This is a genomic window from Dactylosporangium sp. NPDC049742, from assembly GCF_040674675.1.
GTDB lineage: Bacteria > Actinomycetota > Actinomycetes > Mycobacteriales > Micromonosporaceae > Dactylosporangium > Dactylosporangium maewongense.
The window spans coordinates 132,941-158,342 of the sequence record NZ_JBFANF010000020.1 but is presented as its reverse complement, the minus strand read 5'-3'; the positions used below and the strand labels follow the sequence as shown (position 1 = coordinate 158,342).

The 25,402-nt window shown below is 73.3% G+C and carries 20 protein-coding genes; 8 read left to right on the top strand and 12 right to left on the bottom strand.

From position 1 onward, the window contains the following. Window positions 1-591: 591 nt before the first annotated feature. Together hemQ and hemG are read right to left on the bottom strand one after the other, a co-directional pair. Window positions 592-1,290, bottom strand: a complete 699-nt coding sequence (gene hemQ / locus AB0J72_RS24820; protein ID WP_363402450.1) for a hydrogen peroxide-dependent heme synthase — start codon at window positions 1,288-1,290, stop codon at window positions 592-594. A gap of 4 nt (window positions 1,291-1,294) precedes the next feature. Then, window positions 1,295-2,668 (bottom strand): protoporphyrinogen oxidase, encoded by a 1,374-nt coding sequence (gene hemG, locus AB0J72_RS24815; protein WP_363402448.1) that lies wholly within the window; start codon window positions 2,666-2,668, stop codon window positions 1,295-1,297. Window positions 2,669-2,726: 58 nt separating this feature from the next. Here hemG and AB0J72_RS24810 point away from each other — a divergent pair, with 58 nt between their 5' ends. Both AB0J72_RS24810 and AB0J72_RS24805 read left to right on the top strand, forming a co-directional pair. Beyond that, the gene (locus tag AB0J72_RS24810) at window positions 2,727-3,482 is read left to right on the top strand and encodes an SDR family oxidoreductase (protein WP_363402446.1); all 756 of its coding nucleotides are present in this window, start codon (window positions 2,727-2,729) and stop codon (window positions 3,480-3,482) included. A gap of 126 nt (window positions 3,483-3,608) precedes the next feature. Then, on the top strand, window positions 3,609-4,745 hold the full coding sequence (locus tag AB0J72_RS24805) for a HEAT repeat domain-containing protein (RefSeq protein ID WP_363402444.1): 1,137 nt from the start codon (window positions 3,609-3,611) through the stop codon (window positions 4,743-4,745). A 34-nt stretch (window positions 4,746-4,779) separates the two neighbouring features. Here AB0J72_RS24805 and hemE read toward each other — a convergent pair whose 3' ends face one another. Next, window positions 4,780-5,787 carry a uroporphyrinogen decarboxylase gene (gene hemE / locus AB0J72_RS24800; RefSeq protein ID WP_363402442.1) on the bottom strand — a complete coding sequence of 336 codons (1,008 nt, stop codon included), beginning with the start codon at window positions 5,785-5,787 and terminating at the stop codon, window positions 4,780-4,782. Between the two features lie 81 nt (window positions 5,788-5,868). Here hemE and AB0J72_RS24795 point away from each other — a divergent pair, with 81 nt between their 5' ends. Then, window positions 5,869-6,417 (top strand): DUF3000 domain-containing protein, encoded by a 549-nt coding sequence (locus tag AB0J72_RS24795; RefSeq protein ID WP_360558329.1) that lies wholly within the window; start codon window positions 5,869-5,871, stop codon window positions 6,415-6,417. A gap of 77 nt (window positions 6,418-6,494) precedes the next feature. Here AB0J72_RS24795 and AB0J72_RS24790 read toward each other — a convergent pair whose 3' ends face one another. Further along, window positions 6,495-7,298, bottom strand: a complete 804-nt coding sequence (locus AB0J72_RS24790; protein WP_363402439.1) for a hypothetical protein — start codon at window positions 7,296-7,298, stop codon at window positions 6,495-6,497. Between the two features lie 94 nt (window positions 7,299-7,392). Continuing rightward, entirely contained in the window at window positions 7,393-8,334 is a 942-nt protein-coding gene (locus AB0J72_RS24785) for a trypsin-like peptidase domain-containing protein (RefSeq protein WP_363402437.1), read from the bottom strand. A 449-nt stretch (window positions 8,335-8,783) separates the two neighbouring features. Between AB0J72_RS24785 and AB0J72_RS24780 the strand changes: the two genes are divergently transcribed. From AB0J72_RS24780 to AB0J72_RS24765, 4 genes are all read left to right on the top strand, one after another. Beyond that, entirely contained in the window at window positions 8,784-10,058 is a 1,275-nt protein-coding gene (locus tag AB0J72_RS24780) for an HRDC domain-containing protein (protein WP_344503159.1), read from the top strand. Between the two features lie 85 nt (window positions 10,059-10,143). Beyond that, the gene (locus tag AB0J72_RS24775) at window positions 10,144-11,337 is read left to right on the top strand and encodes an acetyl-CoA C-acyltransferase (protein WP_344503160.1); all 1,194 of its coding nucleotides are present in this window, start codon (window positions 10,144-10,146) and stop codon (window positions 11,335-11,337) included. After that, a complete protein-coding gene (locus AB0J72_RS24770) occupies window positions 11,334-13,403 on the top strand; it encodes a 3-hydroxyacyl-CoA dehydrogenase NAD-binding domain-containing protein (protein ID WP_363402434.1) in 2,070 nt (689 codons plus the stop codon). Before AB0J72_RS24775 ends, AB0J72_RS24770 begins: the two co-directional genes overlap by 4 nt. Before the next feature lie 123 nt (window positions 13,404-13,526). Continuing rightward, window positions 13,527-14,621, top strand: coding sequence for a peptidoglycan DD-metalloendopeptidase family protein (locus AB0J72_RS24765; protein WP_363402432.1), 1,095 nt, complete (start codon window positions 13,527-13,529; stop codon window positions 14,619-14,621). A gap of 335 nt (window positions 14,622-14,956) precedes the next feature. Here the strand turns inward: AB0J72_RS24765 and AB0J72_RS24760 are convergent, their stop codons facing one another. The 3 genes from AB0J72_RS24760 to AB0J72_RS24750 form a co-directional block, all read right to left on the bottom strand. Further along, window positions 14,957-16,714 carry a diguanylate cyclase gene (locus AB0J72_RS24760; protein ID WP_363402430.1) on the bottom strand — a complete coding sequence of 586 codons (1,758 nt, stop codon included), beginning with the start codon at window positions 16,712-16,714 and terminating at the stop codon, window positions 14,957-14,959. 83 nt (window positions 16,715-16,797) lie between these two features. Beyond that, window positions 16,798-18,000, bottom strand: a complete 1,203-nt coding sequence (locus AB0J72_RS24755; protein WP_363402428.1) for a HAMP domain-containing sensor histidine kinase — start codon at window positions 17,998-18,000, stop codon at window positions 16,798-16,800. Next, window positions 17,997-18,662, bottom strand: a complete 666-nt coding sequence (locus AB0J72_RS24750; protein ID WP_363402426.1) for a response regulator transcription factor — start codon at window positions 18,660-18,662, stop codon at window positions 17,997-17,999. The genes AB0J72_RS24755 and AB0J72_RS24750 overlap by 4 nt, the downstream gene beginning before the upstream one ends. Before the next feature lie 180 nt (window positions 18,663-18,842). On the opposite strand from AB0J72_RS24750, the gene AB0J72_RS24745 reads away from it, so the two are divergent. Further along, a complete protein-coding gene (locus tag AB0J72_RS24745) occupies window positions 18,843-20,210 on the top strand; it encodes a PQQ-binding-like beta-propeller repeat protein (RefSeq protein ID WP_363402424.1) in 1,368 nt (455 codons plus the stop codon). Between the two features lie 65 nt (window positions 20,211-20,275). On the opposite strand, the gene AB0J72_RS24740 is transcribed toward AB0J72_RS24745, so the two are convergent. The 4 genes from AB0J72_RS24740 to AB0J72_RS24725 form a co-directional block, all read right to left on the bottom strand. Next, window positions 20,276-20,923: a slipin family protein gene (locus AB0J72_RS24740; RefSeq protein WP_363402422.1), complete on the bottom strand. Its 648-nt coding sequence runs from the start codon at window positions 20,921-20,923 to the stop codon at window positions 20,276-20,278. A gap of 264 nt (window positions 20,924-21,187) precedes the next feature. Continuing rightward, window positions 21,188-22,444, bottom strand: a complete 1,257-nt coding sequence (locus tag AB0J72_RS24735; protein ID WP_363402420.1) for a PQQ-binding-like beta-propeller repeat protein — start codon at window positions 22,442-22,444, stop codon at window positions 21,188-21,190. A gap of 131 nt (window positions 22,445-22,575) precedes the next feature. Continuing rightward, entirely contained in the window at window positions 22,576-23,949 is a 1,374-nt protein-coding gene (locus AB0J72_RS24730) for a PQQ-binding-like beta-propeller repeat protein (protein ID WP_363402418.1), read from the bottom strand. Between the two features lie 32 nt (window positions 23,950-23,981). Continuing rightward, window positions 23,982-25,391, bottom strand: a complete 1,410-nt coding sequence (locus AB0J72_RS24725; protein ID WP_363402416.1) for a PQQ-binding-like beta-propeller repeat protein — start codon at window positions 25,389-25,391, stop codon at window positions 23,982-23,984. Window positions 25,392-25,402 lie beyond the last annotated feature (11 nt).

Genomic DNA, 25,402 nt, shown 5'->3' with positions numbered 1-25,402 from the left:
ACGCAAGCCTCGCTCGGCGCCGCGCACCCAAGACGCCCCGCAGACGGACTCACACGGTCTCCGGATCACACGACCACCACCCCGCGCCGCGCCCCCAGCCGCGCACCGCGGACGCACAGAACACAAAGTCTTCCGGATCACGCAAGCCTCGCTCGGCGCCGCGCACCCAAGACGCCCCGCAGACGGACTCACACGGTCTCCGGATCACACGACCACCACCCCGCGCCGCGCCCCCGGCGGCGCACCGCGGACGCACGAGCACGGGGTCTTCCCGGATCACGCGACCACCGCTCCACGCCACGCCCCCAGCCGCGGACCGCGGACGCACCAGCGCAAGGTCGCCTGGAGCGCGTGGTCACCGACCCGGCGTCGCGCACGCGTCGGTGCACTGCGGACGCATGAGCACAGGGTCGTTCCGGATCATGCGACCGCCACCCCGCGCTGCGCGCCCTGCCGCGCACTGCGGACGCACCAGCGCAAGGTCGTCTGAAGTCGCGCGGTCACAGCTTGGCGGTGCGCACGCGGCGGTGCGCCGCAGGCGGGCGTGCCAAAGGTGTCCGGGTTGCGTGGCTGCCGTTGCCCCCGGGTGGGTTACGGCAGGTTGGCGACCAGGTCGGCGATGTCCCGGCGGCGGCCCGTGTAGAAGGGGATCTCCTCGCGGACGTGGCGCCGGGCGGTCGAGGCGCGCAGCTCCCGCATCAGGTCGACGATCCGGTGCAGGTCGTCCGCCTCGAACGCGAGCATCCACTCGTAGTCGCCGAGCGCGAAGCTGGCCACCGTGTTGGCGCGGACGTCGGCATAGCCGCGCGCCATCTTGCCGTGCTCGGCGAGCATGGCCCGGCGCTCCTCGTCGGGCAGGAGATACCACTCATACGACCGGACGAACGGATACACGCAGACCCACGCCCGGGCCTCCTCGTCGGCGAGGAACGCCGGGATGTGGCTCTTGTTGAACTCCGCGGGCCGGTGCAGCGCCATCTGCGACCAGACGGGCGCGAGGTGGGCGCCGAGCGCGGTGCGGCGCAGCGAGGCATACGCCTCCTGCAGCGCCTCGGCGCTCGAGGCGTGCCACCAGATCATGAGGTCGGCGTCGGCCCGCAGCCCCGCCACGTCATAGGTGCCGCGGACCACGACGTCCTTCGCGGCCAGGTCGGCGAGGAACCCGGCCGCCTCCGCGGCGACCTCGGCGCGGGCCGACGGGTCGAGCGGGGTCTTCGCCTGGAACACCGACCACATCGTGTAGCGGATCGAGTCGTTCAGCTCGCGGATGCGCGCGGCGTTGGTGGTCATGTCACTATCCTTCCAGTGCCTCGAGCAGGGCGTCGGCAGCGGTCCGCCCCGACGTGACGCAGGCCGGGATCCCGACGCCGTCATAGGCGGCGCCGGCGACCGTGAGCGGCGGATGTCCGGGTGCGGTGCTGTGGGCCGTCAGCTCCGCCCGCAGCTGCCCGACCCGGTCGCGATGATGCGGCGCATACTGCGGGAGCGCCCCTCCCCACCGGAACACCGCCGCGTCCACGGGATCGGGCAGCCGGTCGGCCCCGATCAGCCGGGCCACCTCGTCGCGGACCAGGCCGAGCAGATCGGCGTCGGTGCGCTGGAGCTGCGCCTCGTCGCCGGCCCGGCCGACGGAGGCGCGGACGATGGTGAGCCCGGACCGCCGCAGGTGCGACCACTTCTGGTCGAAGAACGTCACCGCCTTGACCGCGAACCCCTCCGTCGCCGGCACGAGCAGCCCCGACAGCTCGGGCAGCTTCGTGGCCGGCAGCGCCAGCGCGACGAGCCCGACGCTGGCATAGTCCAGCGGCACGCCGCGCAGGCCGGCGGTGGACAGCAGGCGCGCCGCGGGGGTGGCGGGCACGGCGAGGATGACGGCGTCGGCCTCCAGCGCGGACGGCGAGTGGGTCGAGCCGATGGTGAGCCGCCACCGGGAGCCGTCCCGGCGCAGGTCCCGCACGGGCAGGCCGAGCCGGACGTCGGGCAGGGTGGCGGCGACCGCGTCGACCAGCCGGCTCATGCCGCCGCGGACCGCGCTGAACACCGGCGCGCCGGGCGTGCTCCGCCGGGCGGCCAGGGCGGCCCTGACCGCCCCGGTGAGGGTGTCGGCGCGCTCCGCGGCGTCGGCCAGGGCGGGTAGCGCCATCCGCAGGGACAGGTGGTCGGCGCGGCCGGCATAGACGCCGCCGAGGAGGGGCTCGACGAACCTGTCGACGACGAGGTCGCCGCGGCGGGGGCGGACCAGGGCGCCGACGGTGACGTCCTCGCCGGGGCGCAGGAGGGGCGCGGCGGCGGGGGGCTCGGGCGGGTCGGTGTCGACGGGGATGCCCATCAGGGTGCCGGGCGGCAGGTCGTGGAGGGTGCCGCCGGCGGCGACCGCGGCCTTCGAGGTGGCGGGGTGCACGATGGCGTCGCCGAGGCCGACCTGCTCGGCCAGGCGGACGGCGGCGCTCGGGCCGCCGGCCGGGTCGCCGGACAGGAACGACTCGGCGCCGCGCTCGACCGGGCCGCCGGCCAGCTCGACGGTGCGCAGCTTGCCACCCGGCCGGTCGCTCTGGTCGATCAGGATCACGTCGAGGTGCGGGGCCCGCTCGCGCAGCCGGTGCGCCGCGGCCAGCCCGGCGATGCCGCCGCCGATCACCACGACCCGCCGCCGCGCTCCCTCGGTCACGCCCTCGCCCCCCGATCAGGTGCCGCCCCGCTCATGTCCCCGAGTCTATGGTCGGCGTATGACAGAAACGCGAGTGGCCGTCGTCACGGGTGCGGCGCAGGGCATCGGGCGGAAGACCGCTGAGCTGCTGGCCGAGGAGGGGTACCGCCTGGCGGTCATCGACACGATGGCGGCGGACCTCGACGGGCTGATGTTCGAAGGGGACGTGTCGGACGAGGCGACCGTGGGGCGGTTCGTGGCCGAGGTCGAGTCGGCGTACGGGGGCTGCGACGTCCTCGTGAACAACGCCGGCATCGCGTCGATCGCGCCGGCCGAGGACACCGACGCGGCGCAGTGGCGGCGGGTCCTGGACGTGAACCTGACCGGGCCGTTCCTGCTGTGCAAGGCGTTCGGGCGGCGGATGCTCGTGCGCGGCTCGGGGTCGATCGTCAACGTGGCCTCGGTCGCCGGGCTGATGGGTGTGGCCGACCGGGTGGCGTACAACTCGAGCAAACACGGCCTGATCGGCATGACGCGCACGCTCGCGGTGGAGTGGGGCGGGCGTGGCGTCCGGGTCAACGCCGTCTGCCCCGGCTGGGTGAAGACGGAGATGGACGACGAGTCGCAGGCGTCGGGGGCGTACGCGGACACCGACATCACCGAGCACGTGCCGATGGCGCGGTTCGCGCAGCCCGGGGACATCGCCAAGGCGGTGGCGTTCCTCGCGGACCCGGAGCGGTCCGGGTTCGTCAACGGCGCCGCGCTCTCCGTCGACGGCGGATGGGCGGCGGACGGCTCGTGGCAGTCGCTGCGACTGGACAGCCGGGGGCGGTGAGCCCTGGGACGTACACCCGAAGTGCGTCGATATGTCGTCGGGTCGGGCGATTCTGACCAGCGAGATGTCCATCTCTGGGACGAACCCCTCTGGAAGATCTCGCCGGAGGCGCGCACACTCTCTCGGATGAGCGACCTCGCGTCCTCCCGACCGTCCCCGGACGAGCCGAGCGACCGCGCGCCGGCCCCCGGCGGCGGCCACCCGCCCTGGTCCGCCGAGCCGTGGACCGCAGAGCCCTGGACCACCGACCCGTGGCAGATCGGCACCGGTCAGCTCGGATCGGGCAACGGCGGCTCGGACCCGCTCGCCGACGTCATCGCCGACCTGGCCGACCACCTGGCCGACCCCACAGACCCGGCCGACCCGGCCGTGGCCGCCGCGGCGGCGGCAGCGGCGGCCGCCGCGCGGGCCGTGCCGGTCGACGACGTGGAGCCGACCGCGAGGACGATCTCGGCGCTGCTGGCGGACACGACGACGACGCCGGCCGAGCTCGCCGACGCGGTCGCCTGGTGCTACGACGACGAGGCGCTGCCCCTGCTGCTGCCGCTGATCCACCACGCGGACGCGCGGGTGCGGCGGGCGGTCGCGCAGGCGTTGCCGAGCGTCCTGGGTGAGGCGTCGCCCGACGACACCGTGCGGGCGCTGCTCGTACTGAGCAACGACCCGGACGACGACGTGCGCGACTGGGCGTGTTTCGCGCTCGGCACCCAGCTGTCGGAGGTCGACGCCCCGGTGCTGCGCGACGCGCTGGTCGTGCGGCTCGACGACCCGCACGACGACACCAGGTGCGAGGCGCTGCTGGGCCTGGCCCGGCGCCGCGACGAGCGGATCCTGCCGGTGCTGCAGGAGCGGCTCGCCCGCGACAACGTGTTCTCGCTGGAGATCGACGCCGCCGGCGCGCTCGGGCACCCGTCGCTGCACACGCTGGTCCGCGGGCACCTGTCGGGCTGGGACGACGACGTGGTCGCACGGGTGTGCGCGGCGCTGCGGCTGACGGACCCCGACGGCGTCGGCGACGACCTGCTCGACGGGCTGGCCGAGTGGTTCGCCTCCGGCGCCCCGCACGCCAGCGACGAGGACCGCTACTGGTGGTCGGTGACGCTCCAGCTGCTGGAGCACGCCGAGTACCGGGCGCCGGAGATCGCCGAACAGGTGCACGCCCGGCTCGCCGGCGAGGCCCGCGCCACGTCGCTGATGCTCGGCTCGCGACTGGCCCAGCTCGCCGGCGACCACGGCTGGTGGCGCTGGAGCCCCACGTACTAGCCGGGGCCCCACCTACCAGCTGGATCCCGCTGTACTAGAGCGAATGCACGAGCGAGACGACCCTGGTCAGCACGTCCGGGTCGGTCTCGGGCATGACGCCGTGCCCGAGGTTGAAGATGTGTCCCGGCGCCTTGCGGCCCTCGGCGACCACCCGGCGCACCTCGGCCTCCACGACCTCCCACGGCGCGAACAGCACGCACGGGTCGAGGTTGCCCTGCAGGGCCTTGCCCGGCACCCGGCCCGCGGCCACGTCCAGCGGCGTGCGCCAGTCCACCCCGACGACGTCGGCGCCGGCCTCCGACATGGCGGGCAGGAGCTCACCGGTACCGACGCCGAAATGGATCTTCGGAATACCGGCGATCCCGTCCAGGACGCGACGGGAGTGCGGCAGGACGAAGCGCCGGTAGTCGGCCTCAGACAGCGCCCCGGCCCACGAGTCGAAGAGCTGCACCGCGTGCACGCCCGCGTCGGCCTGCACCTGGAGGAACGTGAGGGTGATGTCGGCGAGCCGCGCGCACAGGGCGTGCCAGACGTCGGGCGCCCCGTACATGAGGGCCTTCGTCTTCACGTGGTGCCGTGACGGCCCGCCCTCCACGAGGTAGCTGGCGAGCGTGAACGGCGCCCCGGCGAACCCGATCAGCGCGGTCTCGCCCAGCTCGGCGAGCAGCAGCCGGATCGACTCGGCGACGAACCCGACCGCCTGAGGGTCCAGCGCCGGCAGCGCGGAGACGTCGGCCATGGTGGCCACGGGCGAGGCGACGACGGGGCCGGTGCCGGCGACGATGTCCAGGTCGACGCCGGCGGCCTGGAGCGGCACGACGATGTCGCTGAAGAGGATCGCGGCGTCGACGTTGTGGCGGCGGACCGGCTGGAGGGTGATCTCGCAGACCAGGTCCGGGCGGCGGCACGACTCGAGCATGCCGATGCCGGCACGGACCGCACGGTACTCGGGCAGGGATCGGCCGGCCTGGCGCATGAACCAGACGGGCGGGTGCGGCACCGCCTGCCCGCGGGCGGCACGCAGCAGCAAATTGTCAGTCATAGCGAAGTCATCGTTTCACTGCGTGCACATCGGCGGCGCGGCGGCACCCCCCGAACGGGCCCGCGGCCTTACTCTTCCGGTATGGCGCCATCGACCGCGACTCCCCCAACGTTCACCCGGGCGGTGGAGGAGCTGCGCGCGTTCACGGCGCGGCCCGAGATCGAGCTCGAGGAGATGCCGGCGCCGCAGCGGCTCGCGCCGTTCGCCCACGCGATGAGCGGCACCGTGCTGCGCGACGGTGACGAGGTCGCGACCGGGCGGCTGATCCTGCTGCACGACCCGGCCGGCCACGACGCGTGGGACGGCACGATGCGGCTCGTCACCTACGTGACGGCCGAGATGGAGGCGGAGCTCGCCGCGGACCCGCTGCTGCCGCAGGTCGGCTGGAGCTGGCTGACCGACGCCCTGGAGAGCCACGGCGCGTCCTACACGGCGATCGGCGGGACGGTCACGCAGACGCTGTCCACCCGCTTCGGCGACCTCGCCGGCCCGCCGACCGCGGCCGACCTGGAGATCCGGGCGTCGTGGACGCCGACCGACGGCGACCTGCAGGCCCACGTGAGCGCCTGGTGCGCGCTGCTCGCCTCGACGGCCGGCCTGCCCCCGCCGGGCGTCACAGCACTCCGATAAAGCAACCCGCCAGGCGTCACAGCACTCCGACAAAGCAAAGGGCGGGCCCTTCGAAAAGAGCCCGCCCCCTCAGTGACTCAGATTCCGAGCAGCGTCTCGGACTCGTCGCACGGCTTGGCCATCTCGGTGAGCTTGTTCTGCAGCGTCGCCTTGTCGCCCTTGCTGGACGCGTCCAGCGCCTCGAGCAGCAGCTTCAGGCAGTTGCCGATGACGTCGCGCTGACGCTTCGCCTCGGTGCTGTCGGCCGTGACGCCGCGCAGCTCCTGCTGCGCCTTGGCGAGCTCGTCGGCCTTCGCCTTGAGGTCGCTCTTGGTCTTGTCCAGCTCACCCTGCGTCGAGGTGATGGTGTCCTGGCGCTGCGACGCGAGCTTCTCCGACTTGTCGAGCTTGCCGCTCTTGTCGAAGTACAGCCCGACGAACACGCCGGCCGCGATGACCGCGAGGGCGAGCAGGCTGGCGAGGATCGGCACCGCCACGCTCTTCTTCGGGGCCGGGCCGGGGGTCTGGTAGCCGCCCTGGGCGTACCCGGGCGGGCCGGAGACGGGGCCGTACGCGACGGGCGGGCCGGACATCGGCGGCGCCGACATCGGCGGGTTCGCCATCATCGGCGAGGTCGGCGGCGCGGAGACCGACGGCTCGAGGTTGTAGGCGGCCGGCTGCGGCTCGCCGTAGGACGGCATCTGCTGCGTGCCCTGGTCGTACGGGTTGGGCTGCGGCTGGCCGTAACCCTGGTCGTGGATCGGGGCGGGCTGCGGCGGCACCGGGGCGCCGTACGGGTTCTGCGGCGCGGCCGGCGGCGGGTAGGCCCCCTGCGGCGCGTTCGGGTCGGGGTAGGCGTAGCCCTCGTTCGGGTTCCCCTGGGGGTTGCCGGGGTATGTCATGGTCGTTCTTCCTCCTGAGAATCCTTCCGGGCAAGCGCCCCGGCCAGGGGTGTAGCGGCCGTCGCGACCGGGACGCGGCGGCGTGGTGCAGCTGTCAGCAGATGCTGATCGTTTGGCAGACCACCGAGATCGGGATGGCCAGACCGATGCCTTCGGCCTCGCGCGCCTTCAGCGTCGCGACGCCGACCACTTCCTTCTTGGCGTTGAACACGGGGCCGCCGGAGTTGCCGGGGTTGATCGCCGCGTCGAACTGCATGAGGTCCTCGCCGCTCAGGGAGCGGAACGCGCTGACGACGCCGGTGGTGACGGTGTCCTCCAGGCCGAGCGGGGCGCCGACGACGAGCACGGGCTCGCCGACCTTCGGCACCTGCGCGGCCGGGACGAGCCGGGTGAACTCCTCGTCGGTGTGCAGCACCGCCAGGTCCTTGTCGGGGTGCGCCTCGATGATCTTCGCCGGGAAGCGCTGGTTGGTCCGCTCGATGCTGACGTCGCGCTCGCCCTTCTCGTACGCCTCCTGCACGACGTGGTAGTTCGTGATGAGGTTCGTGCCGCCGCCCGAGGGAGCCTTGCCGAGCGCGAACGACGTGCCGGTCGCGTACTTGGTGGTGACGCGGAACACGCTCGGGCGGACGCTCTCGGCGACCGCGGCCGCGTCGAGGTTGCCGCCGGCCTTCGCCTCGAGCTTGTCGGCGCGGTCCTCGAGCGCCTTGAGGCGGGACTCGTCCGTGGTCTTCGCGGCGGTGGCGGCCTTCTCGGCCTTGTCCAGGCGGGACTCGAGACGAATGATGAACGCCGCCTGCACGCCGACGACCACGAGCAGGACCACGGCGATGACCAGGGCGAGGACTCCGCTGCGGCCACGGCTCGCGGCGGGCTGCTGCGGGTGTTGTACGAGGTGTGGCGGCCCACTGTTCGGCGCCGGCCCGGCGGGTGCCGAGACCGGCCAGGCGCTGGTCGGCTGGGCCGGGAAGCCACCGGTGGCCGGCCCGCCCGCGGGCGACACGCCGGCGGCCGGGAACGCCCCGGTCTGGGTCATACGTGGAGGAAGTGGACCGAGCCGCTCCGAATCTTCGCCGGATCGGTCCGTGTGCCGCGGACGATCGTACGAATCGGAGGTTCCGGAAGCCACCGGGTTGGAAGGGTCATACCCGGCCGTCATGCTTCTCGTTTCCTTCCTGTCACTTTTCCACCCGTTTGTCCCGCGACCCGGTCAATGTGCGGCCTCGCAGTCGGCCCCACCCTAAACCGCTCGCACAAGCCCCGCGACCTCCGAGGCAACCAACGGACAGAACCGGAAGTACCACTTCCGCCCGCGCTCGCGACCGTACCGGCACGGGCGGGCTTTGTCCGTCCCGAAATGACGTGTCGCGGGCCACCGGAACGGCCCGTGAACCGGCCGCCGGAACGGTCCGCGGGCGGACCGGAAACCGACGCGCCGGACCCGGCTGCATCGGCGTTCCGGTGCCGCAACGTACCGTGGTCCGGGTGACCGACGAACCCCCCGCGCGGCGTCGGGACGAGGAGCCAGACAGTCCGGACAAACCGGACGACAAGACCGAGCCCGTCCTGCTGACCGCCCCCCGAGACGGGACGCCCGAGCCGATCACCGACCGGGCCGAGCTCGCGCGTGCCGTTGAGCGGTTCGCTCAGGGCAGCGGCCCGGTGGCCGTGGACGCCGAGCGCGCCTCCGGCTACCGGTACACGCATCGGGCCTATCTCGTGCAACTGCGCCGTGCCGGTGCCGGCACCGTCCTGATCGACCCCCTGCCCTTCGGACAGCTGCCAGAGCTCGACGAGGTGATCTCGCCCACCGAGTGGATCCTGCACGCCGCCAGTCAGGATCTGCCGTGCCTGACGGAGCTCGGGCTACGCCCCACCCGGCTCTTCGACACGGAGCTCGCGGCAAGGCTGTGCGGCTTCGAACGGGTCGGCCTGGCCGCCCTGACGGAGTCGCTGCTGGGGTACACCCTGGAGAAGCACCACTCGGCGGCCGACTGGTCGACGAGGCCGCTGCCGACCTCATGGCTGACATACGCGGCGCTGGACGTCGAGCTGCTGCTGCAACTGCGCGACACGCTCGCCGAGGAGCTGCACGAGCAGGGCAAGACGGAGTGGGCGGCGCAGGAGTTCGCCGCGCTGGTCGCCTCCGCCGGCGACCCGCCGCGGGTGCGGGCCGACCCGTGGCGCCGCACATCGGGCATCCACCGGGTCCGGGGCGCCCGCGCGCTCGCCCGGGTCCGCGCGCTGTGGCACGCCCGCGACGAGATCGCCGCCCGGCGCGACGCGAGCCCCGGCCGGGTCCTCGCCGACGCGGCCATCATCGCGGCGGCCGAGGCCGACCCGAAGGACGAGCGGACGCTGCTGGCCCTGGCCGGGTTCGGCGGGCGGTCGGTGCGCCGGCTCGCGCCGACGTGGCTGGCCGCACTGTCGGACGCCCGGACGCTGACCGACCGGGAGCTGCCCACCACCCCGCCGTCCGACGGTCCCCCGCCGCCGCACCGGTGGGCCGAGCGGGACCCGGTCGCGGCGGGCCGCCTCGCGCGCTGCCGCGAGCTGGTGACCAGCCTCGCCACCGCCAACCGGGTGCCGCCGGAGAACCTGATCACCCCGGATTCGGTACGGCGGCTCGCCTGGTCCCCTCCGGAGGAGCTCACCGAGGAGGCGGTCGGCGCGGTGCTGTCCGGCTACGGCGCGCGCCCGTGGCAGGTCGCGCTGGTGACGCCCGGTCTCACCGCGGCACTGGAGGTGCCTTCCGAGTAGGACGGCGGGGTGTGGGCGGATCCACAGGCGCGGCGGACTTACTGGCGAGTAACATTGCCGGTAATTCGTCGCTAGGAGGACACCCGTGCCCCGTCCCGTCCGCGACGTCGTCTTCGTCGACGGCGTGCGCACCCCGTTCGGCAAGGCCGGTGGGATGTATGCCAACACCCGCGCCGACGACCTCGTCATCCGCTGTATCCGGGAGCTGCTGCGCCGCAACCCGCAGCTGCCGCCGGAGCGGGTCGACGAGGTCGCGATCGCGGCCACCACGCAGATCGGCGACCAGGGCCTGACCATCGGCCGCACCGCCGCCCTGCTGTCGGGTCTGCCCAAGACCGTCCCCGGCTACTCGATCGACCGCATGTGCGCCGGCGCCCTGACCGCGGTGACCACCGTCGCCGGCGGCATCGCGTTCGGCGCCTACGACGTCGCGATCGCCGGCGGCGTCGAGCACATGGGCCGTCACCCGATGGGCGAGGGCGTCGACCCCAACCCGCGCATCATCGCCGAGAAGCTCGTCGACCCCTCGGCGCTCGTCATGGGCGCCACCGCGGAGAACCTGCACGACCGGCTCCCCGGCATCACCAAGGAGCGCGCCGACAAGTTCGGCTACGCGTCGCAGGTCAAGACCGCCGCCGCCTACAAGGCCGGCAAGCTCCAGCCCGACCTGGTCAGCGTCGCCACCCGCGACCCGGAGGCCGGCTGGGGCCTGGCCACGGTCGACGAGGCGCCCCGCGACACCAGCCTCGAGAAGCTCGGCACGCTCAAGACCCCGTTCCGCCCGCACGGCAAGGTCACCGCCGGCAACGCCGCGGGCCTCAACGACGGCGCGACCGCCGCCATCATCGCGGCCGAGGACGTCGCCCGCGAGCTGGGCCTGCCGGTCGGCATGCGCCTCGTCTCCTACGGCTTCGTCGGCGTCGAGCCCGAGGTCATGGGCTTCGGCCCGGTCCCGGCGACCGAGAAGGCGCTGCGCCAGGCCGGCCTGGGCATCGACGACATCGGCCTGTTCGAGCTCAACGAGGCCTTCGCCGTGCAGGTCCTGGCGTTCCTCGACCACTTCGGCATCGCCGACGACGACCCGCGGGTCAACCCGTGGGGCGGCGCGATCGCCGTCGGGCACCCGCTGGCGTCCTCCGGCGTGCGGCTCATGACGCAGCTGTCGCGGCAGTTCGCCGAGCACCCCGAGGTCCGCTACGGCCTCACCGCCATGTGTGTCGGCATCGGCATGGGCGCGTCCGTGATCTGGGAGAACCCGAACTGGGAGGGCGGCAAGTGAGCACGACCATCAGCAACCCGAACGAGGTCGTGACCAAGGCGCTGCTGCGCTTCGTGACCCTGCCCTCGCGGGAGCGCGCCGCGCTGATCACGCTCGACAACGGCTTCGACCACACCAAGCCCAACTCGTTCGGCCCCGGCGGCCTGGCGAGCCTCGACGCGGCGATCGACGAGGCCGTGGCGGCCGCGCCGAAGTTCATCGCGGTCACCGGCAAGCCGTACATCTTCTGCGTCGGCGCCGACATCACCGCCATGCCGCTGCTCACCGAGCGCGAGCAGGCCCTGGAGCTCGGCCGCTACGGCCACAAGGTGTTCCGCAAGCTCAAGGATTCCACGGTACCGACGTTCGCCTTCATCAACGGCGCGGCGATGGGCGGCGGCCTGGAAGTGGCGCTGCACTGCCACTACCGGACGGTCTCCGCCGGCGCCGCGGCGCTCGCCCTGCCCGAGGTCGCGATCGGTCTCGTGCCCGGCTGGGGCGGCACCCAGCTGCTGCCGAACCTCATCGGCATCGCCCCGGCCGCGCAGGTCATCATCCAGAACCCGCTCACCCAGAAGACCCTCAAGCCGGCCCAGGCCCGCGAGCTCGGCATCGCCGACGAGATCTTCGAACCGGCCGACTACCTGGAGCGGTCCCTGGCCTGGGCGGAGGGTGTCGTCGACGGCACCGTCACCGTCACGCGCCCGGAGATCGACCGGGACATGTGGGACGGCGTGCTGTTCTTCGCCAAGCACCAGCTCGACGAGCGGCTGCACGGCGCCGTCAACTCCGCCAACAAGGCCCTCGAGCTGCTGGCGCTGGCTCGCAGTGCAACGTTTGAGGAGGGCACGGCGGCCGAGGACGAGGCGCTCGCCGACCTGCTCATGGGCGACCAGTCCCGGGCCAGCCTCTACGGGTTCGACCTCGTGCAGCGCCGCGCGAAGCGGCCCGCCGGCGCGCCCGACAAGGGTCTCGCCCGCGACGTCAACAAGGTCGGCATCGTCGGCGCCGGCCTGATGGCCTCGCAGCTGGCGCTGCTCTTCGTGCGCCGGCTCGAGGTCCCGGTCGTCCTCACCGACCTCGACCAGGCCCGCGTCGACAAGGGCGTCGGCTACGTGCTCGCCGAGATCGACAAGCTCGTGTCGAAGAAGCGCCTCGACCCGGGCAAGGCCGCCAAGTACCGGGGCCTCGTCAGCGGCTCGGCCGACAAGGCCGCCTTCGCCGACGCCGACCTGGTCCTCGAGGCCGTCTTCGAGGACCTCGGCGTCAAGAAGCAGGTCTGGGCCGAGGTCGAGAAGATCGTCCGCGACGACTGCGTCCTGGCGACCAACACCTCCTCGCTGTCCGTCAGCGAGCAGGCCGCCGGGCTCGCCCACCCCGAGCGGGTCGTCGGGCTGCACTTCTTCAACCCGGTCGCGATGATGCCGCTGCTGGAGATCGTCCGCGCCGACCGGACCGACGACGCGACGCTCGCCACCGCGTTCGCCGTCGGCAAGGCCTTGAAGAAGTCCTCGGTGCTCGTGGCGGACCGGCCGGCGTTCGTGGTCAACCGGCTGCTGACCCGCTTCCTGGGGGTCGTCACCGCCGCCGTCGACAACGGCACCCCGATCGAGGTGGCCGACTCCGCCCTCGACCCGCTCGGCCTGCCGATGCGGCCGATGGCGCTGCTCGGCATGGTCGGCCCGGCCGTCGCGCACCACGTGGCGGAGACGCTGCACACGGCGTTCCCGGACCGGTTCGGCGTGTCGGCCAACCTGGGCCGGGTCGTCGCGGCCGGCAAGCGCGGCTTCACCGACGCCGAGGGCAACCCCGACCCGGAGGTGCTCGCGCTGCTGGAGGTCGGCTCCTCCCCGTCGACGGCCGACGAGCTGCGCGACGAGGCGACGGCGGCCCTGGCCCGCGAGATCCGGCTGATGCTGGACGAGGGGGTCGTCGCCGACGCGCGCGACATCGACCTGTGCATGATCCTCGGCGCGGGCTGGCCGCTGCACCTCGGCGGGGTCACGCCGTACCTCGACCGCGAAGGCATCTCCGAGAAGGTGACCGGCGCCCGCTTCCTCCCGCCGGGCGTGGCCAACGCGCCGTAGGTTCACCCTATCGAGCAGATGTTTCGGTAAATATCGGATTTGGACCCCGCCGGCGCCTAGCGTTGGCGGGGTTCGCTCGCAGTCCCCCCGGCTGCACGGATCACTCGTCCCCGGGGGTGCACCATGCGCAAAATCATGTCCGTCGCCGCGCTGTTCCTGCTGACGCTGGCGTACCCGGTCGATGCGCAGGCGGCCTCGACGGCCACCGTGGTCTCCCCGAAACGCCCGCTGAACGTCCGGGCCGGCAGCGCCGTGTGGACGGCGCCGCTGCGGACCCTGCCGCACGGCAGTTCCGTCGCCATCGACTGCCAGGTCAAGGGCCAGCTCATCAACCAGGGCAGCGTCCGGGTCACGGACCTGTGGGACCGGCTCACCGACGGCTCCTACGTCTCCGACGCGTGGATCCGCCGCGGTGGCGCCATCCCCGCCTGCGGCCCGACCGCGCCCGTCGCCCCCGCCGCGGTGCCGGCCGCCGCGAACACGACCACCGGCACCGTCGCCTCCGGCTCCATCCCGCTGAAGGCCCGCACCGGCCCCGCGCACGGCGCCCCGCTCATCGCCGCCCTGGCCGACGGCACCCCGCTGACGCTCGTCTGCCAGCAGCGCGGCGAGAACATCGTGGGCACGCAGCGCGTCACCCCCATGTGGAACCGCCTGCCGGAAGGCACGTTCGTCTCCGACGCCTACGTGCGCCGCACCGCGACCCCGCCCCCGTGCACCGCGGCCAACCAGCCCGTCGCCGCCCCCGCCGCACCGGCCTTCGGCGCGTGGACCAACCCGCTGCCCGGCTTCCGGGCCCGCCCCGGCTTCCGTACCGCCAACAACCCCAGCCACATCGGCGTCGACATCATGTCCTTCACCGGTACCCCGATCCACGCCGCCTCCGCCGGCACCGTCACCGAGGTCGTCTGCAACATCGAGGCCGGCCACAGCTGCGACCAGACGGGCAGCGCCTCGGTCGGCGGCTGCGGCTGGTACGTGAAGATCCAGCACCCCGGCGGCATCGCCACCCTGTACTGCCACATGGTCCGCAAGGCCCTGGTCCAGCCCGGCGAGCAGGTCAAGGCCGGCCAGGTCATCGGCTACGTCGGCAGCTCCGGCAACTCCTCCGCCCCGCACCTGCACTTCGAGGTCCACATCAACGCCCCGCCCACCGGCCCCCAGAACGCCATCGACCCCCTCCCCTTCATGCGCACCCACGGCGCCCCCATCGGCTGACGCCGTAACTCCCCCACCGCTGGCGCGGCGGGGCCCGGCGGAGATTCTCACCTGCGGCCCCAATACGCCGCTCCACGACGCACTGCCCGCGCCGAGACGCGAGGCAGACCAAGCGGCGCCTGCGCGCCGCATCGGGTGGCCGCCCTCCGCGCCCCTCCCGTGATCCGGAAGAGTTTGTGTCGCCATAGCAGCACAAAGTCTTCCGGATCATGAGAAACCGGGTGCCGATCAGCCCGCGCGTCAGCGCGGGCAGTGCGGCGCGGAGCGGCGCATTGGGGTGCGGGTGAGAATCCCCGCCGGGCCCCGGCGCGGCAGCGGTGGGGGGAATTACAGCATCACAGTGCGCGGTGGCGGCCGGGGCGGTCGGGGCCGCGTTTGGCGGCGTACATGGCCTGGTCGGCGGTGCGGAGGACCTCGTCCGGGTCCTCGCCCGGGCCGGCGAGGTGGAGGCCGACGCTGGCGCCGATGCGGACCTCGGTGCCGACGACGTCGAAGGGTTCCGACAGTGAGGCGCGCAGTCTGGTCGCGAGGGCGGCGGCGTCGTCGGGGGTGACGACGCCGGGCAGGAGCAGGACGAACTCGTCGCCGCCGACGCGGGCCAGCACGTCCGTGGGGCGCAGGCAGAGGGAGAGGCGCCCGCCGACCTGGCGCAGGAGCTCGTCGCCGGCCTCGTGGCCGAGCTCGTCGTTGACGGGCTTGAAGCCGTCGAGGTCGACGAAGAGCACGCCGACGGGGGTGTGCTGCAGGGAGTCGGTGAGGCGCTCCTGCAGGCGGCGGCGGTTGGGCAGGCCGGTGAGCGGGTCGTGGTGGGCGTCGTGGGCGAGGCGGTCCTGCATCTCGCGGCTGTCGGTGATGTCGCGGGCGTTGATGACGACGCCGTTGAGTGCGGCGTTGTGCAGCTGGTTGGAGGCGGTGAAGTCGAACCAGCGGTGGTTGCCGTCGGCCTGGGAGACCCGGACCTGCATGCGCTCCAGGCCGCCCTTCTCGCTCAGCAGCGCGGCGAAGCGCTCCCGGACGTGCTGGCGGTCGTCTGGGTGCAGCAGATCGAAGACGGACGTGCCGACGGCGACGAAGCCGAGGATCCGTTTGCCGCTGGGGCTGGAGTAGACGACGGACCCGTCGTCGTCCAGGACGGTGACGACGTCCGGGGCGTGCTCGACGAGGGCGGCGAAGCGCTCCTCGGCGCGGCGTCGGACGAGCTGCGAGCGGTACCCGAGGACGGCGAGCCCGGCGACGCCGACGAGGAGCATGGTGAGCAGCGCCAGGTTGATGGTGAGGCTGCGGTTGCGGACCGGGCCGTCGAAGGCGGCGGTGGACTGGGTCCGCACGTACGCCCAGCCGCCGGGCAGCCCACCGTGTACGGCGGCGATCATGGACCGGCCGCCGGAGCGGTACGTGACGAACACCGACTCCTCGGAGCCGATCTTCTTGATGATCTCCGAGTCGACCATGGTGCCGACCGCCGAAGGGTCGCTGGATGCGCCGACGGTGCCGCCGGCGTCCACGACGAGCGAGAGGTGCGACGGGTCGCTGAGCTTCTCCAGGTACACCTGGAGCTGCCCCTTCAGGACCGGGATGAAGCCATAGATGAGCGCGACGGGATCGCTGCCGACGACGATGGGCACGGCGACCGCCTGGACGAGGGTGTCCTTGACCGTCATCAGGGAGGAGAAGCCGGGCCTGCCCAGCGCCAGCCCGGAGATCAGCGGCTTCCAGCCGATCGCCGCCTGGTCCGGGAACAGGTTCGCCGGCTTCGTGGCGTTGACCGGGTTGCCGGTGAGGTCGGTGAGGACGACGCCGTACGAGAAGAACGTCGACTTCTTGGCGTACTCGACGAGAGCGGCCCGGTCGCCCGTGTCACCGGGGGTCAGCGACAGGGGGTGGCTCGCGACGAAGTCGTTGAGCTCCTTCGCCGACAGGAGGAGCAGCTGCTCGACCAGGCCGCCGTTGTTGGTGGCGAGGGCGAGGGTGTCGGCGCGGTGCACGGTCTCCGCGGCCCGCAGCGCGGAGCGGTTGACCGAGATGCCGACCGCCCCGATCGCCAGCAGCAGGGCGGCGCTGATGCCCACCACCAGCCAGCTGCGCAGCCGCATCCGGGTTCCTCCGACGTTGTCTGTGGAGGTCTCATCGGCGGCGAAGAGGGCGGAACTGAGAAACTGTGCCTGCGATCACAGCGTCACTGAGGTTTGACCGGCGCCGTGCCCGTCAGCACCGGCGTGACCGCCGCCGCGGGGAGGCTGACGGTCACCTCGAGGCCGCCGCCGTCCAGGGCGACGGCGCTGACCCCTCCCCCGTGCGCCTCGCAGACCGCGCGGACGATCGACAGGCCCAGCCCCGAGCCGCGGGCACCGGTGCGCTCCCGCCCGCCGCGCCGGAAGGGCTCGAAGAGCACCGGCACGTCGGCTGGGGCGACCTCGAAGCCGGTGTTACCCACCACGAGCCAGGCGAGGGTCTCGTCCGTGCCGGTGCGGACCCAGATGCGCCCGCCGAGGTGGTTGTACCGGACGGCGTTCTCGACGAGGTTGCCGGCGAGCCGTTCGAGCAGCCCGGGGTCGCCGACGACCCGCGCCGGCGCCAGGTCGGTGGTCACGTCCAGGGTCAGCCGGGTGATCTCCTTGCCCATCGCGGACATGGCGACGGTGACGCCGGTGGCCAGGTCGGTGGGGACCTTCCGCCCGAGCCGCCGGCCGGCCTGCGCCTCGGTGCGCGCCAGCAGCAGCAGCGACTCGACGAGCGCGTTGGCCCGCATGGACGCGTCGCGCACGACGTTGGACATGCGGCGGAACTCCTCGACGTCGGCCTCCGGGTCGTCGAGGGTGACGTCGACCTCGGTCCGCATGACGGCGAGCGGGGTCCGCAGCTCGTGGGAGGCGTTGGCGACGAAGCGTTTCTGGGTGTCGAACGCCTCGCTGATCCGGTCGAGCATCGCGTCGAACGTCTTCGCCAGCTCCGACACCTCGTCGTCGGCGCCGTCGTAGTTGATCCGGGCGTCGAGGGTCTCGCCGGTGAGTCGCTGCGCGGTGGTGGTGACCTTCTGCAGGGGACGCAGCGCCCGGCCGGCGACGACGTACGCGCCGGCGACCCCGACCGCGCCGATGAGCAGCAGCGCGAGGCTGCCGCGGGTCACGAGCTCCCACTCGGCGGCGTCGGCGAGCTCCGTCTGCCACTGGCGGGCGTCGACCTCGCTGCCGTCCTGCAGGACGATCCGGGTGCCGGGCTGCAGCTCGTCGGCGGGCCGGATCGCGCCGTCGACGAGGATGTAGGCCAGCACCACGAGCACGAGCCCGGCGCCGACCAGCAGGATGCCGTTGAGCAGGGTGAGCCGCAGCCGCAGCGTCGGGCGGAAGACGGCTGCGCGGCGGGCGTCGTAGATCGTCATTCGGGTGGCCTGGTCCTGTATCCGGCGCCGACGACGGTCTCGATGATCGCGGGGTCGCCGAGCTTCTTGCGCAGGGTCATCATCGTGACCCGCACGGTCGTGGTGAACGGGTCGGCGTTGGCGTCCCACACGCGCTCGAGCAGCTCCTCGCTGGACACGACGGCGCCGCGGGCCTTCAGCAGCTCCTCCAGCAGCCCGAACTCCTTACGGGTCAGGTCGAGCGGCTGCCCGCCCCGGGTCGCGACCCGCTTGGCCTGGTCGAGCACGAGGTCGGCGATGGTCAGCACGGGCGGGGCGGCGGGGGTCGCCCGGCGGCCCAGCGCCTGGACCCGCGCCACCAGCTCGTCGAACGCGAACGGCTTCGTCAGGTAGTCGTCGGCGCCGATCTGCAGCCCTTCGACCCGGTCGGCGACGCTGCCGCTCGCGGTCAGCATCAGGACCCGGGTCAGCGCCCCGGACGCGACCAGGTCGGCGCAGATGTCGTCGCCGTGGACTCCGGGCAGGTCGCGGTCCAGCACGACCACGTCATAGCGGGTGACCATGGCCATCTCGTGGCCCTGGGTGCCGTCGTACGAGACGTCGACCGCCATGCCCTGTCGTCGCAGCCCTCGCACGATCGCGTCGGCGAGGTGCCGCTCGTCCTCGACCACCAGCACGCGCACGCCACATCACCCCCACCCGGTCGGGCCAGTGTCAGGCACCGGCTGTGAAGTCCGCGTGAGCCGCCGCGAAGCGGCTCGGGCAGCTCACCAGTAGTACAGCACCGCCGCCGGAGGCGACGGCGTCAGCCAACGTATACCGGACCGTTGGCGACCATGGCCCGCGCCGGGCACCCTGAACATGTGGAAGAGCGGCTGATCGATCTCGGCGTCGTCAACGACCAGGACGATCGGCTGGAGGCCGGGCCGCCACCGGCGGTGCCGGGCCGGCGGCAGTGGCCGTTCGTGATGGTGCTGGCGCTGCTCGCGGCGTTCACCGGCGGCTCCGGCGCGGGCTCGTCCGTGGAGGACCTCGGCGTCCTGGCCGAGCACACCATCGGGTTCGTCGCCGACCGCGGCACGCTGTACGCGCTGCGGGAGGACCCGGCCGTCACCGCGTACGACTGGGGCACGGGCGAGAAGCTCTGGAGCCGCAGGATCCTGCCGAACTCCGGCCAGGTCTACCTCGCCGCGGACCGCGCCTACATCCGCCACCGCCCGTGCACCGACGCCACCGGCTGGAGCCTGGAGCGGCTCGACCCGGCCGACGGCCGCCAGCAGTGGTTCGCGGCGGGCGCACCGGTCGCGGTACTGCGCATCGACGACCGGCCCGGGCTGCTGCTCGTCGACGAGCGCTCCGGCACGTGCCCGCCGGCGGTGCCGCAGCGCAACACCCCGCAGACGCCGGTCCACCTGGCGGCGATCGACGCGGAGACCGGGATCGTGCGGTGGCAGTTCCAGATGCCGGCCGGCGGTCGGCTGGTCTCCCCCGACGTGCCCGGCAGCAACTGGTTCGCGATCTGGTATCCGACAGGGCACACCGAGATCCGGGCCGCCGCGACCGGCGCGGTGCTCAGCGCCGCGGAGGTGCCCGAGCTCGCCGACGGCCCGCCGCAGAGCGTCCGCATCGTCGGCGACATGCTCGTCGTCGTCGCCGTCGGCCTCGACGGGGCGATGATCACCAGCTTCGGGCACACGCCGCTGGAGTTCCGGTGGCGGCTGCTCTTCCAGTCGGCGGAGCCGGTGCCGATCGCGGAGCTGGCCTACGGCCCGGTCGTCGTCGCGTGCGGCCCGATGGTGTGCGTGCCCAACTGGCGCGACATCGCCGTCATCGACCCGCGGACCGGCGTGCAGCGCTGGCGCCGGCAGATCCAGATGGATGCGGTCGGCTCCGGTGTACTGGTCGCCCGGGACCGCGAGGACTTCATGCGGATCCGCATCGTCGACTGGGAGACCGGCAACGACCGCAGCGAGCTGACCGGCTGGGGGCTGATCCCGACGGCCACGGGCGACCTCGACGACGCCGCCGGGACCGCCGCGACCGCCGGCGCCACGTGGGCCCTGGTCCAGAAGCCCGACGGCAACGGCTCACGGATCGGGCGGGTGAACCTGCGCACCGGGGAGGTCGAGATCATCGGCCAGGTGAGCCCGATCCCCTCCCGGTGCGCGCTGCGCGGCCACCGCCTGTCGTGCCTGGCCGACGGCGACAGCCTCCACCTGTGGCGGCTGTGAACCGTCCACCCGAGGCTGCGTGAACCCCGGCGCCGTGAGCCCGCAGCCGCCGGCCGTGATCGGGGTCAGTCGGCGTGCAGCACCAGCGTGGTGCCGGTCTGCCCGGCCGTCTGCAGGGCGCGCAGCCGCAGCAGCGCCGGGTGGTCCTCGAGCAGCTTCGCCGTGTTGGCGAGCGAGCGCAGCGCGGCGGCCTCGGCGCGGGCGCGTTCCAGCTCCGCACGGCCGCGCTCCTTGGCCAGGGCGGTGTCGGCGTACGCGCGGCGCAGCTCACCGGGGAGCATGACGTCCCGCACGGTCACCTCCAGCACGTCGACGCCGTAGCCGCGGGCCGCCTCCGCGAGCGCGCCGGTGAGCCGCGACGGCAGCTGCGAGCGGGCCGCGAGGAGCGCCTCCAGGTCCGCCTCGCCGGCGGCGGTGCGGAGCTCGACCTGGGTCCGCAGATACAACTCCTGCAGCGGATCCTGGGCGCTGGTGACGAACAGGGCCGGGTCGGCGACGGCGAGTCGCAGCGTGGCGGAGATCTTCACGACGAGACGGTCGGCGGTGAGCATCTCCTGCCCCGTGACGGCGACGAGCCGCGGCCGCAGGTCGACGCGCTCCAGGCGGGTGCCGCGCCACCGGTACGCGTGCCGCCCCGGCCCGAACACGCCGGCCAGACGCCCGTCGACGAACCTGACGACCCGCTCGTATTCCATGACGGTGACCTTGGCCATGACGCGACTCCAGATGGTGAGCGGCGACCGGCGGCGGGGGTCGCCGAGGGACCCGCAGGGCCGCCGGTCGCCGGTCGCCGGGCACGGTTTCGGTGGTGCTGGAGAGGATGCAAACCCCTGGGACCTGGGCCACGGCGCGGGACACCGACCGGCGATGCCGGGGCGCCGCATGGTTGCCGTGCCCTCCTTCGGTCCGAAGACTACGGCGCACCCCGGTCGCGCGCAGCCGGATAAATCGACGGCCCGCGGCCGGCCTCCGCCGGTCTACGGCAGGCGGAGCAGGACGACCTCGTCGCTTTCGGTGGCGCAGGCGACGAGGGCCGCGTCGATCTCGCACGAGACGAGGGCGCCGGGGACCGAGACCGACGGGGCCGGCGCCGGGCCGCGGTCGGACCAGGCGAGCAGCGTGTCATGGTCGGTCTGCAGGCCGATCAGGATGCGGGGGCCGGCGGCGGCGAGGAAGCGCCAGCCGGGCGGGACGGTGATGCCGGTGTCGGCGGCCATGGCCGGGGCGCCGCCGGGTGCGACGGCCGGCAGCGCCCTCGGCACGATCCACAGCAGCGCGCCGTCGGACGGGTCGACGGCCGCGGTGCGTTCGCCGCTGACGCACAGCGCCGCGTCGCACGGCAGGATCGTGAGCGGGCTGCCGATGCCGGTCGGCACCTGGGCCTTCCAGCGTTCGACGAGGCCGCGACTGTACGCCGTGATCCGGGTGCTGCCGGTCGGCACGTCGGACCGGGCGACGAGCAGCAGGTCACCGACGACGGCGACGAGGTCGTCGGCGGGTCCGGCGATGCCGTGGACCGGGGCGGTGCGCGCGCCGGTGCCGAGGTCGACGGTGCTGAGCCCGCCGGCGCCGTCCAGCAGCGCCGCCCACGTGGCGCCGGTCGCGGCGGCGTCGACGGCCACGCGGGTGCCGGGGTCGACGGCGGTGTCCCACTGCACGAGGCCCGCGGTGTCGATGAGCTGCCAGCGCAGCACTCCCGCGGTGGGCGTGTTGTCGGCGAGGGCACGGCAGCCGTCGGACCAGAGGCTGCGCATGACGACGGTGCCGGTGCCGCCGGGCGGGGTGCGCACGGGCACGCCGACGGCCCGCCACTGCTCCCGCCCGGTCGCCCGGGTCACCGCGACGGTGGTGCCGGTGACGCCGGAGCGGCACAGGTCCGGGGAGAGGACCGCCAGTTCGCCGCGGATGTCCACGTACGACAGCTGCGCCAGCCCCTCGGGGGTGTACATCCACCGCAGCGTGCCGTCGCTGGCGTCGTACGCCTCCACCGGTGTCGGGGTGCGGTCGCTGTCGAGCACGAACAGCGCCCCGCCGGCGACGTGGTAGTCGCCGTTGCGCAGCGGCTGGCGGGTCACCTCGTGCGGGCGTCCCGGCGCCGGCGCCGCGGACACCAGGGAGAGCAGCATCGCCAGGACGGCGGCCAGCCCCCAGCCGCGGGGCAGCCCGGCGGTGTCGTCGTCGACGTGGTCCCAACCGCCGTCGATGACGCCCAGATCGATGGTGACCGTGCTCACCGGCACGGCTCCATTGTGCGCCGATCATCACCGGCCCGGCAGCCGCCACACGGACAACGGTGGACCGCACCGCCACTCGGACCGGCCGCCGGACGAGGGGCGGTTCGGAGACCGCGGCGCCGGCATGGCGGTCAGTGCCGGGACGGGAGGCGCCACACGGACAGGCCGCCGACCACGACGCAGGCGAGGGCGTCGCCGTCGACGGAGCACTCCGGGTTGCCGAACCAGTTCTCGGCGCGGGCGAAGACGGTCACCACGCCGGTCTCCGGGTCGAGCTCGCCCAGCATGGCGGTGCGCATGTCCACGAGCCGCCACAGCAGCGGCCGCCGGCCGGCGGTGAGCACGTGCCAGCCGGTCAGCTGCTTGAAGACGGTGCCGGTGCGGCTGTCGACGAGCGCGACGGGCCCCGGATCCGACGGGTCGTTGCGCGAGCCGGTGATCAGGCGCCGACCGGCCATGCCGAGCACATGGGTCTGCTCGTCGAGGTGCCAGCGGTGCCGGCCGGTGGTGCTGTCGTAGGCGTCCATGCCGCCGCTGTCGCCGGCGCAGAAGAGGTCGGCCGCGCAGCGGAAGAGGCCACTGCCCTGCGCGCCGGGCCAGTGGAACAGCAGTCGGCCGGTCGGCAGCTCGTACACCTGCGAACCCGGCGAACCGTCGGGGTAGACGACGACCCGGTCGGCGGCGCGGCCCGTCTCGTCGTGCCATCCGGCGTCGAACATGGCCGAGACGCCCGACCAGGCGAGCTGATGCGTCGCGCGAATCCGGCCGGTCCGGGTGTCCCACCTGGTCAGCCGCCCGTCCCGGCTGAGCACGTCGAACCGGTCGAGCCGCGACTGGTACATGTTGGAATAGCTGACGTTCACGTCGGACCCCTGCGGGACCGTGACGGCCCAGACCTGCGCCCCGGTCCGCGCGGACAGCCCCAGGAACCGCCGCTCCGGCTGCGCGAAGGCGCGGTTGACGTCCGCTTCGGAGTCCGGCCACACGACCTCGACGCGCAGCTCGTCGGGCACGTCCTCGACGACGACCACGTCGCCGGTCGTGCCGGTGAACGTGACGTGCGAGCGCGTCCACAGCTCGTGGCCGGTGGCCGCGTCGAGCACGACGAGGGTGCTGGAGTCGCCGGCGCCGGTCCGGTCCTCGCTCATCAGCAGCACCACGTCGTCGCCCGCGGTCACCAGTTGCTGCTGCACCTCGGCCGAGCGGTGCCACAGCAGCTCGCCGTCGACGAGGTCGTGTGCCTCGATCATCGGTCCGGGGTCGGTCCCCTGGTACCGGGCGAAGAACAGCCTCCCGCCGGCGGTCTGCGCCCGGAGGACCTGCTGTTCGATCGTGTAGAGCAGGCCCGCCCCGGACCGCGGGCCGGCCGAGACGAGCAGGCCGAGGGTAACTGCGAGGACTGCGGCGACGGCGACCCACCGCCCCTGCAGCCGGCGCCGGGGCTCGGGTGGCTCCGGTGGCTGCCACGGGACGCTGAGGTCGAGCTCGATCACGGTCTCCGCCACGGCCCCCAGGGTGCCATGACCCCCCTGTCGCGTCACCCGTCAGTGGCCGGGCGGGGCGGCAGGCGCCAGACGGTCAGCTCACCCACCATGACGCACGCGAGCGTGTCGCCGTCGGCGCTGCAATCGGGTGGCCCGTACCAGTCCCCGGACCGGCCGAAGACGGTGATGCGACCGGTCGCCGGGTCGAGCTGGCCGAGCACCGCCGTGCGCTGGTCGAGCGGGCGCCACAGCAGGGGCCGCTGCGGGCTCGCACCGCGGATCAGCCGCCAGTCGGAGAGGTCCGTGACGACCTTCCCGGTCCGTGCGTCGACGACGGCCAGTGGGGGCGCATCGCCCGTCGCCTGCTCCAACACGCTGACCACGAGCCGGCTGCCCGCCCCGCCGACCACCTCCCGGTAGGGGCCGAGCCGCCATCTGGGCTCGCCGGTGGTGCTGTCGAAGGCGACGATGCCGCGGTCGTCGGTGGAGCAGAACAGGTCGGCCGCGCACGGGTACAGGCCGTCGTAGCGGGACGCGTCGGTGCGGAACAGCGCCCGCCCGTCGGCGAGGTCGAACACGATCGCGCCGCGCTCCCCGTCCGGATAGACCATGGCACGGTGCGGAAACGCGTCGGGGGCGAACTGCCAGGCGGCCCCGGTGGTGAACATGGCCGGCACGCCCGACCAGGCCAGCCGCGTGGTCGACAGCACGGCCCCGGTTCGGATGTCCCGATGCGTCACCAGCCCCGACGGGTCGAGCTGGTTGACGCCGGTGACGCGGCCGGTGGGGTACCGGCCCTCAAAGGTGTAGTCGAGCGCGGTACGGGGCGGCGCCTGATGCTCCCAGACCGTGGCCCCGGTGCGCTCGTCGAGCACGAGCACATGCCGCGGCGGCCCGTCCCAGGCGCGGTTGACGGACGGGTCGGGCTCCTCCTCCGGCGTGAAGATGACGATGCTCCGCTGTTCGACCTGCTGCTCGACGATGACGAGGTTGTCGCGGGTACCGATGAGCGAGGCGTTCTGCCGTGACCACAGCTGCCGGCCGGTGGCCGGGTCGACCACCGTCAGGGTGGTGCTGAACCCGTTGTCCGTGTCGGAGTACCGCATCAGGATCAGCGCGCTGGCGCTGACGCTCGCCGGGTGCTGCTGCGGAGTGGTCGGGAAGTCCCACAGGCGCGCCCCGTCCGAGCGGCGGCGCCCCTCGATCCGCGGGTCGGAGACCGACTGCTGGAACCGGTCGACGAACAGCATGTCGCCGAAGACGGTGACGCTGCGCACCTGGTCCCCGATCCGGTAGAGCGGGCTGAGCCGCTGGCCCGGGGCGCCCCCGGCCAGCGAGCCGAGCGCGGCGGCGAGCACCGCACAGACCGCCACCCACCGGGTCCTCAGCCGCCGCCGCGGCGCGGGAACCTCCGGCGGCTCCCACGGGCTGCTGAGGTCGAGCTCGATCACGGTCTCAGCCATGCCACTCAGAG

Excerpts from the sequence above, each read along its gene's own strand:
- hemQ (WP_363402450.1), bottom strand. The coding sequence starts at position 1,290 with ATGACCACCAACGCCGCGCGCATCCGCGAGCTGAACGACTCGATCCGC.
- AB0J72_RS24810 (WP_363402446.1), top strand. The coding sequence starts at position 2,727 with ATGACAGAAACGCGAGTGGCCGTCGTCACGGGTGCGGCGCAGGGCATC.
- AB0J72_RS24805 (WP_363402444.1), top strand. The coding sequence starts at position 3,609 with ATGAGCGACCTCGCGTCCTCCCGACCGTCCCCGGACGAGCCGAGCGAC.
- hemE (WP_363402442.1), bottom strand. The coding sequence starts at position 5,787 with ATGACTGACAATTTGCTGCTGCGTGCCGCCCGCGGGCAGGCGGTGCCG.
- AB0J72_RS24795 (WP_360558329.1), top strand. The coding sequence starts at position 5,869 with ATGGCGCCATCGACCGCGACTCCCCCAACGTTCACCCGGGCGGTGGAG.
- AB0J72_RS24790 (WP_363402439.1), bottom strand. The coding sequence starts at position 7,298 with ATGACATACCCCGGCAACCCCCAGGGGAACCCGAACGAGGGCTACGCC.
- AB0J72_RS24785 (WP_363402437.1), bottom strand. The coding sequence starts at position 8,334 with ATGACCCAGACCGGGGCGTTCCCGGCCGCCGGCGTGTCGCCCGCGGGC.
- AB0J72_RS24765 (WP_363402432.1), top strand. The coding sequence starts at position 13,527 with ATGCGCAAAATCATGTCCGTCGCCGCGCTGTTCCTGCTGACGCTGGCG.
- AB0J72_RS24760 (WP_363402430.1), bottom strand. The coding sequence starts at position 16,714 with ATGCGGCTGCGCAGCTGGCTGGTGGTGGGCATCAGCGCCGCCCTGCTG.
- AB0J72_RS24755 (WP_363402428.1), bottom strand. The coding sequence starts at position 18,000 with ATGACGATCTACGACGCCCGCCGCGCAGCCGTCTTCCGCCCGACGCTG.
- AB0J72_RS24740 (WP_363402422.1), bottom strand. The coding sequence starts at position 20,923 with ATGGCCAAGGTCACCGTCATGGAATACGAGCGGGTCGTCAGGTTCGTC.
- AB0J72_RS24725 (WP_363402416.1), bottom strand. The coding sequence starts at position 25,391 with ATGGCTGAGACCGTGATCGAGCTCGACCTCAGCAGCCCGTGGGAGCCG.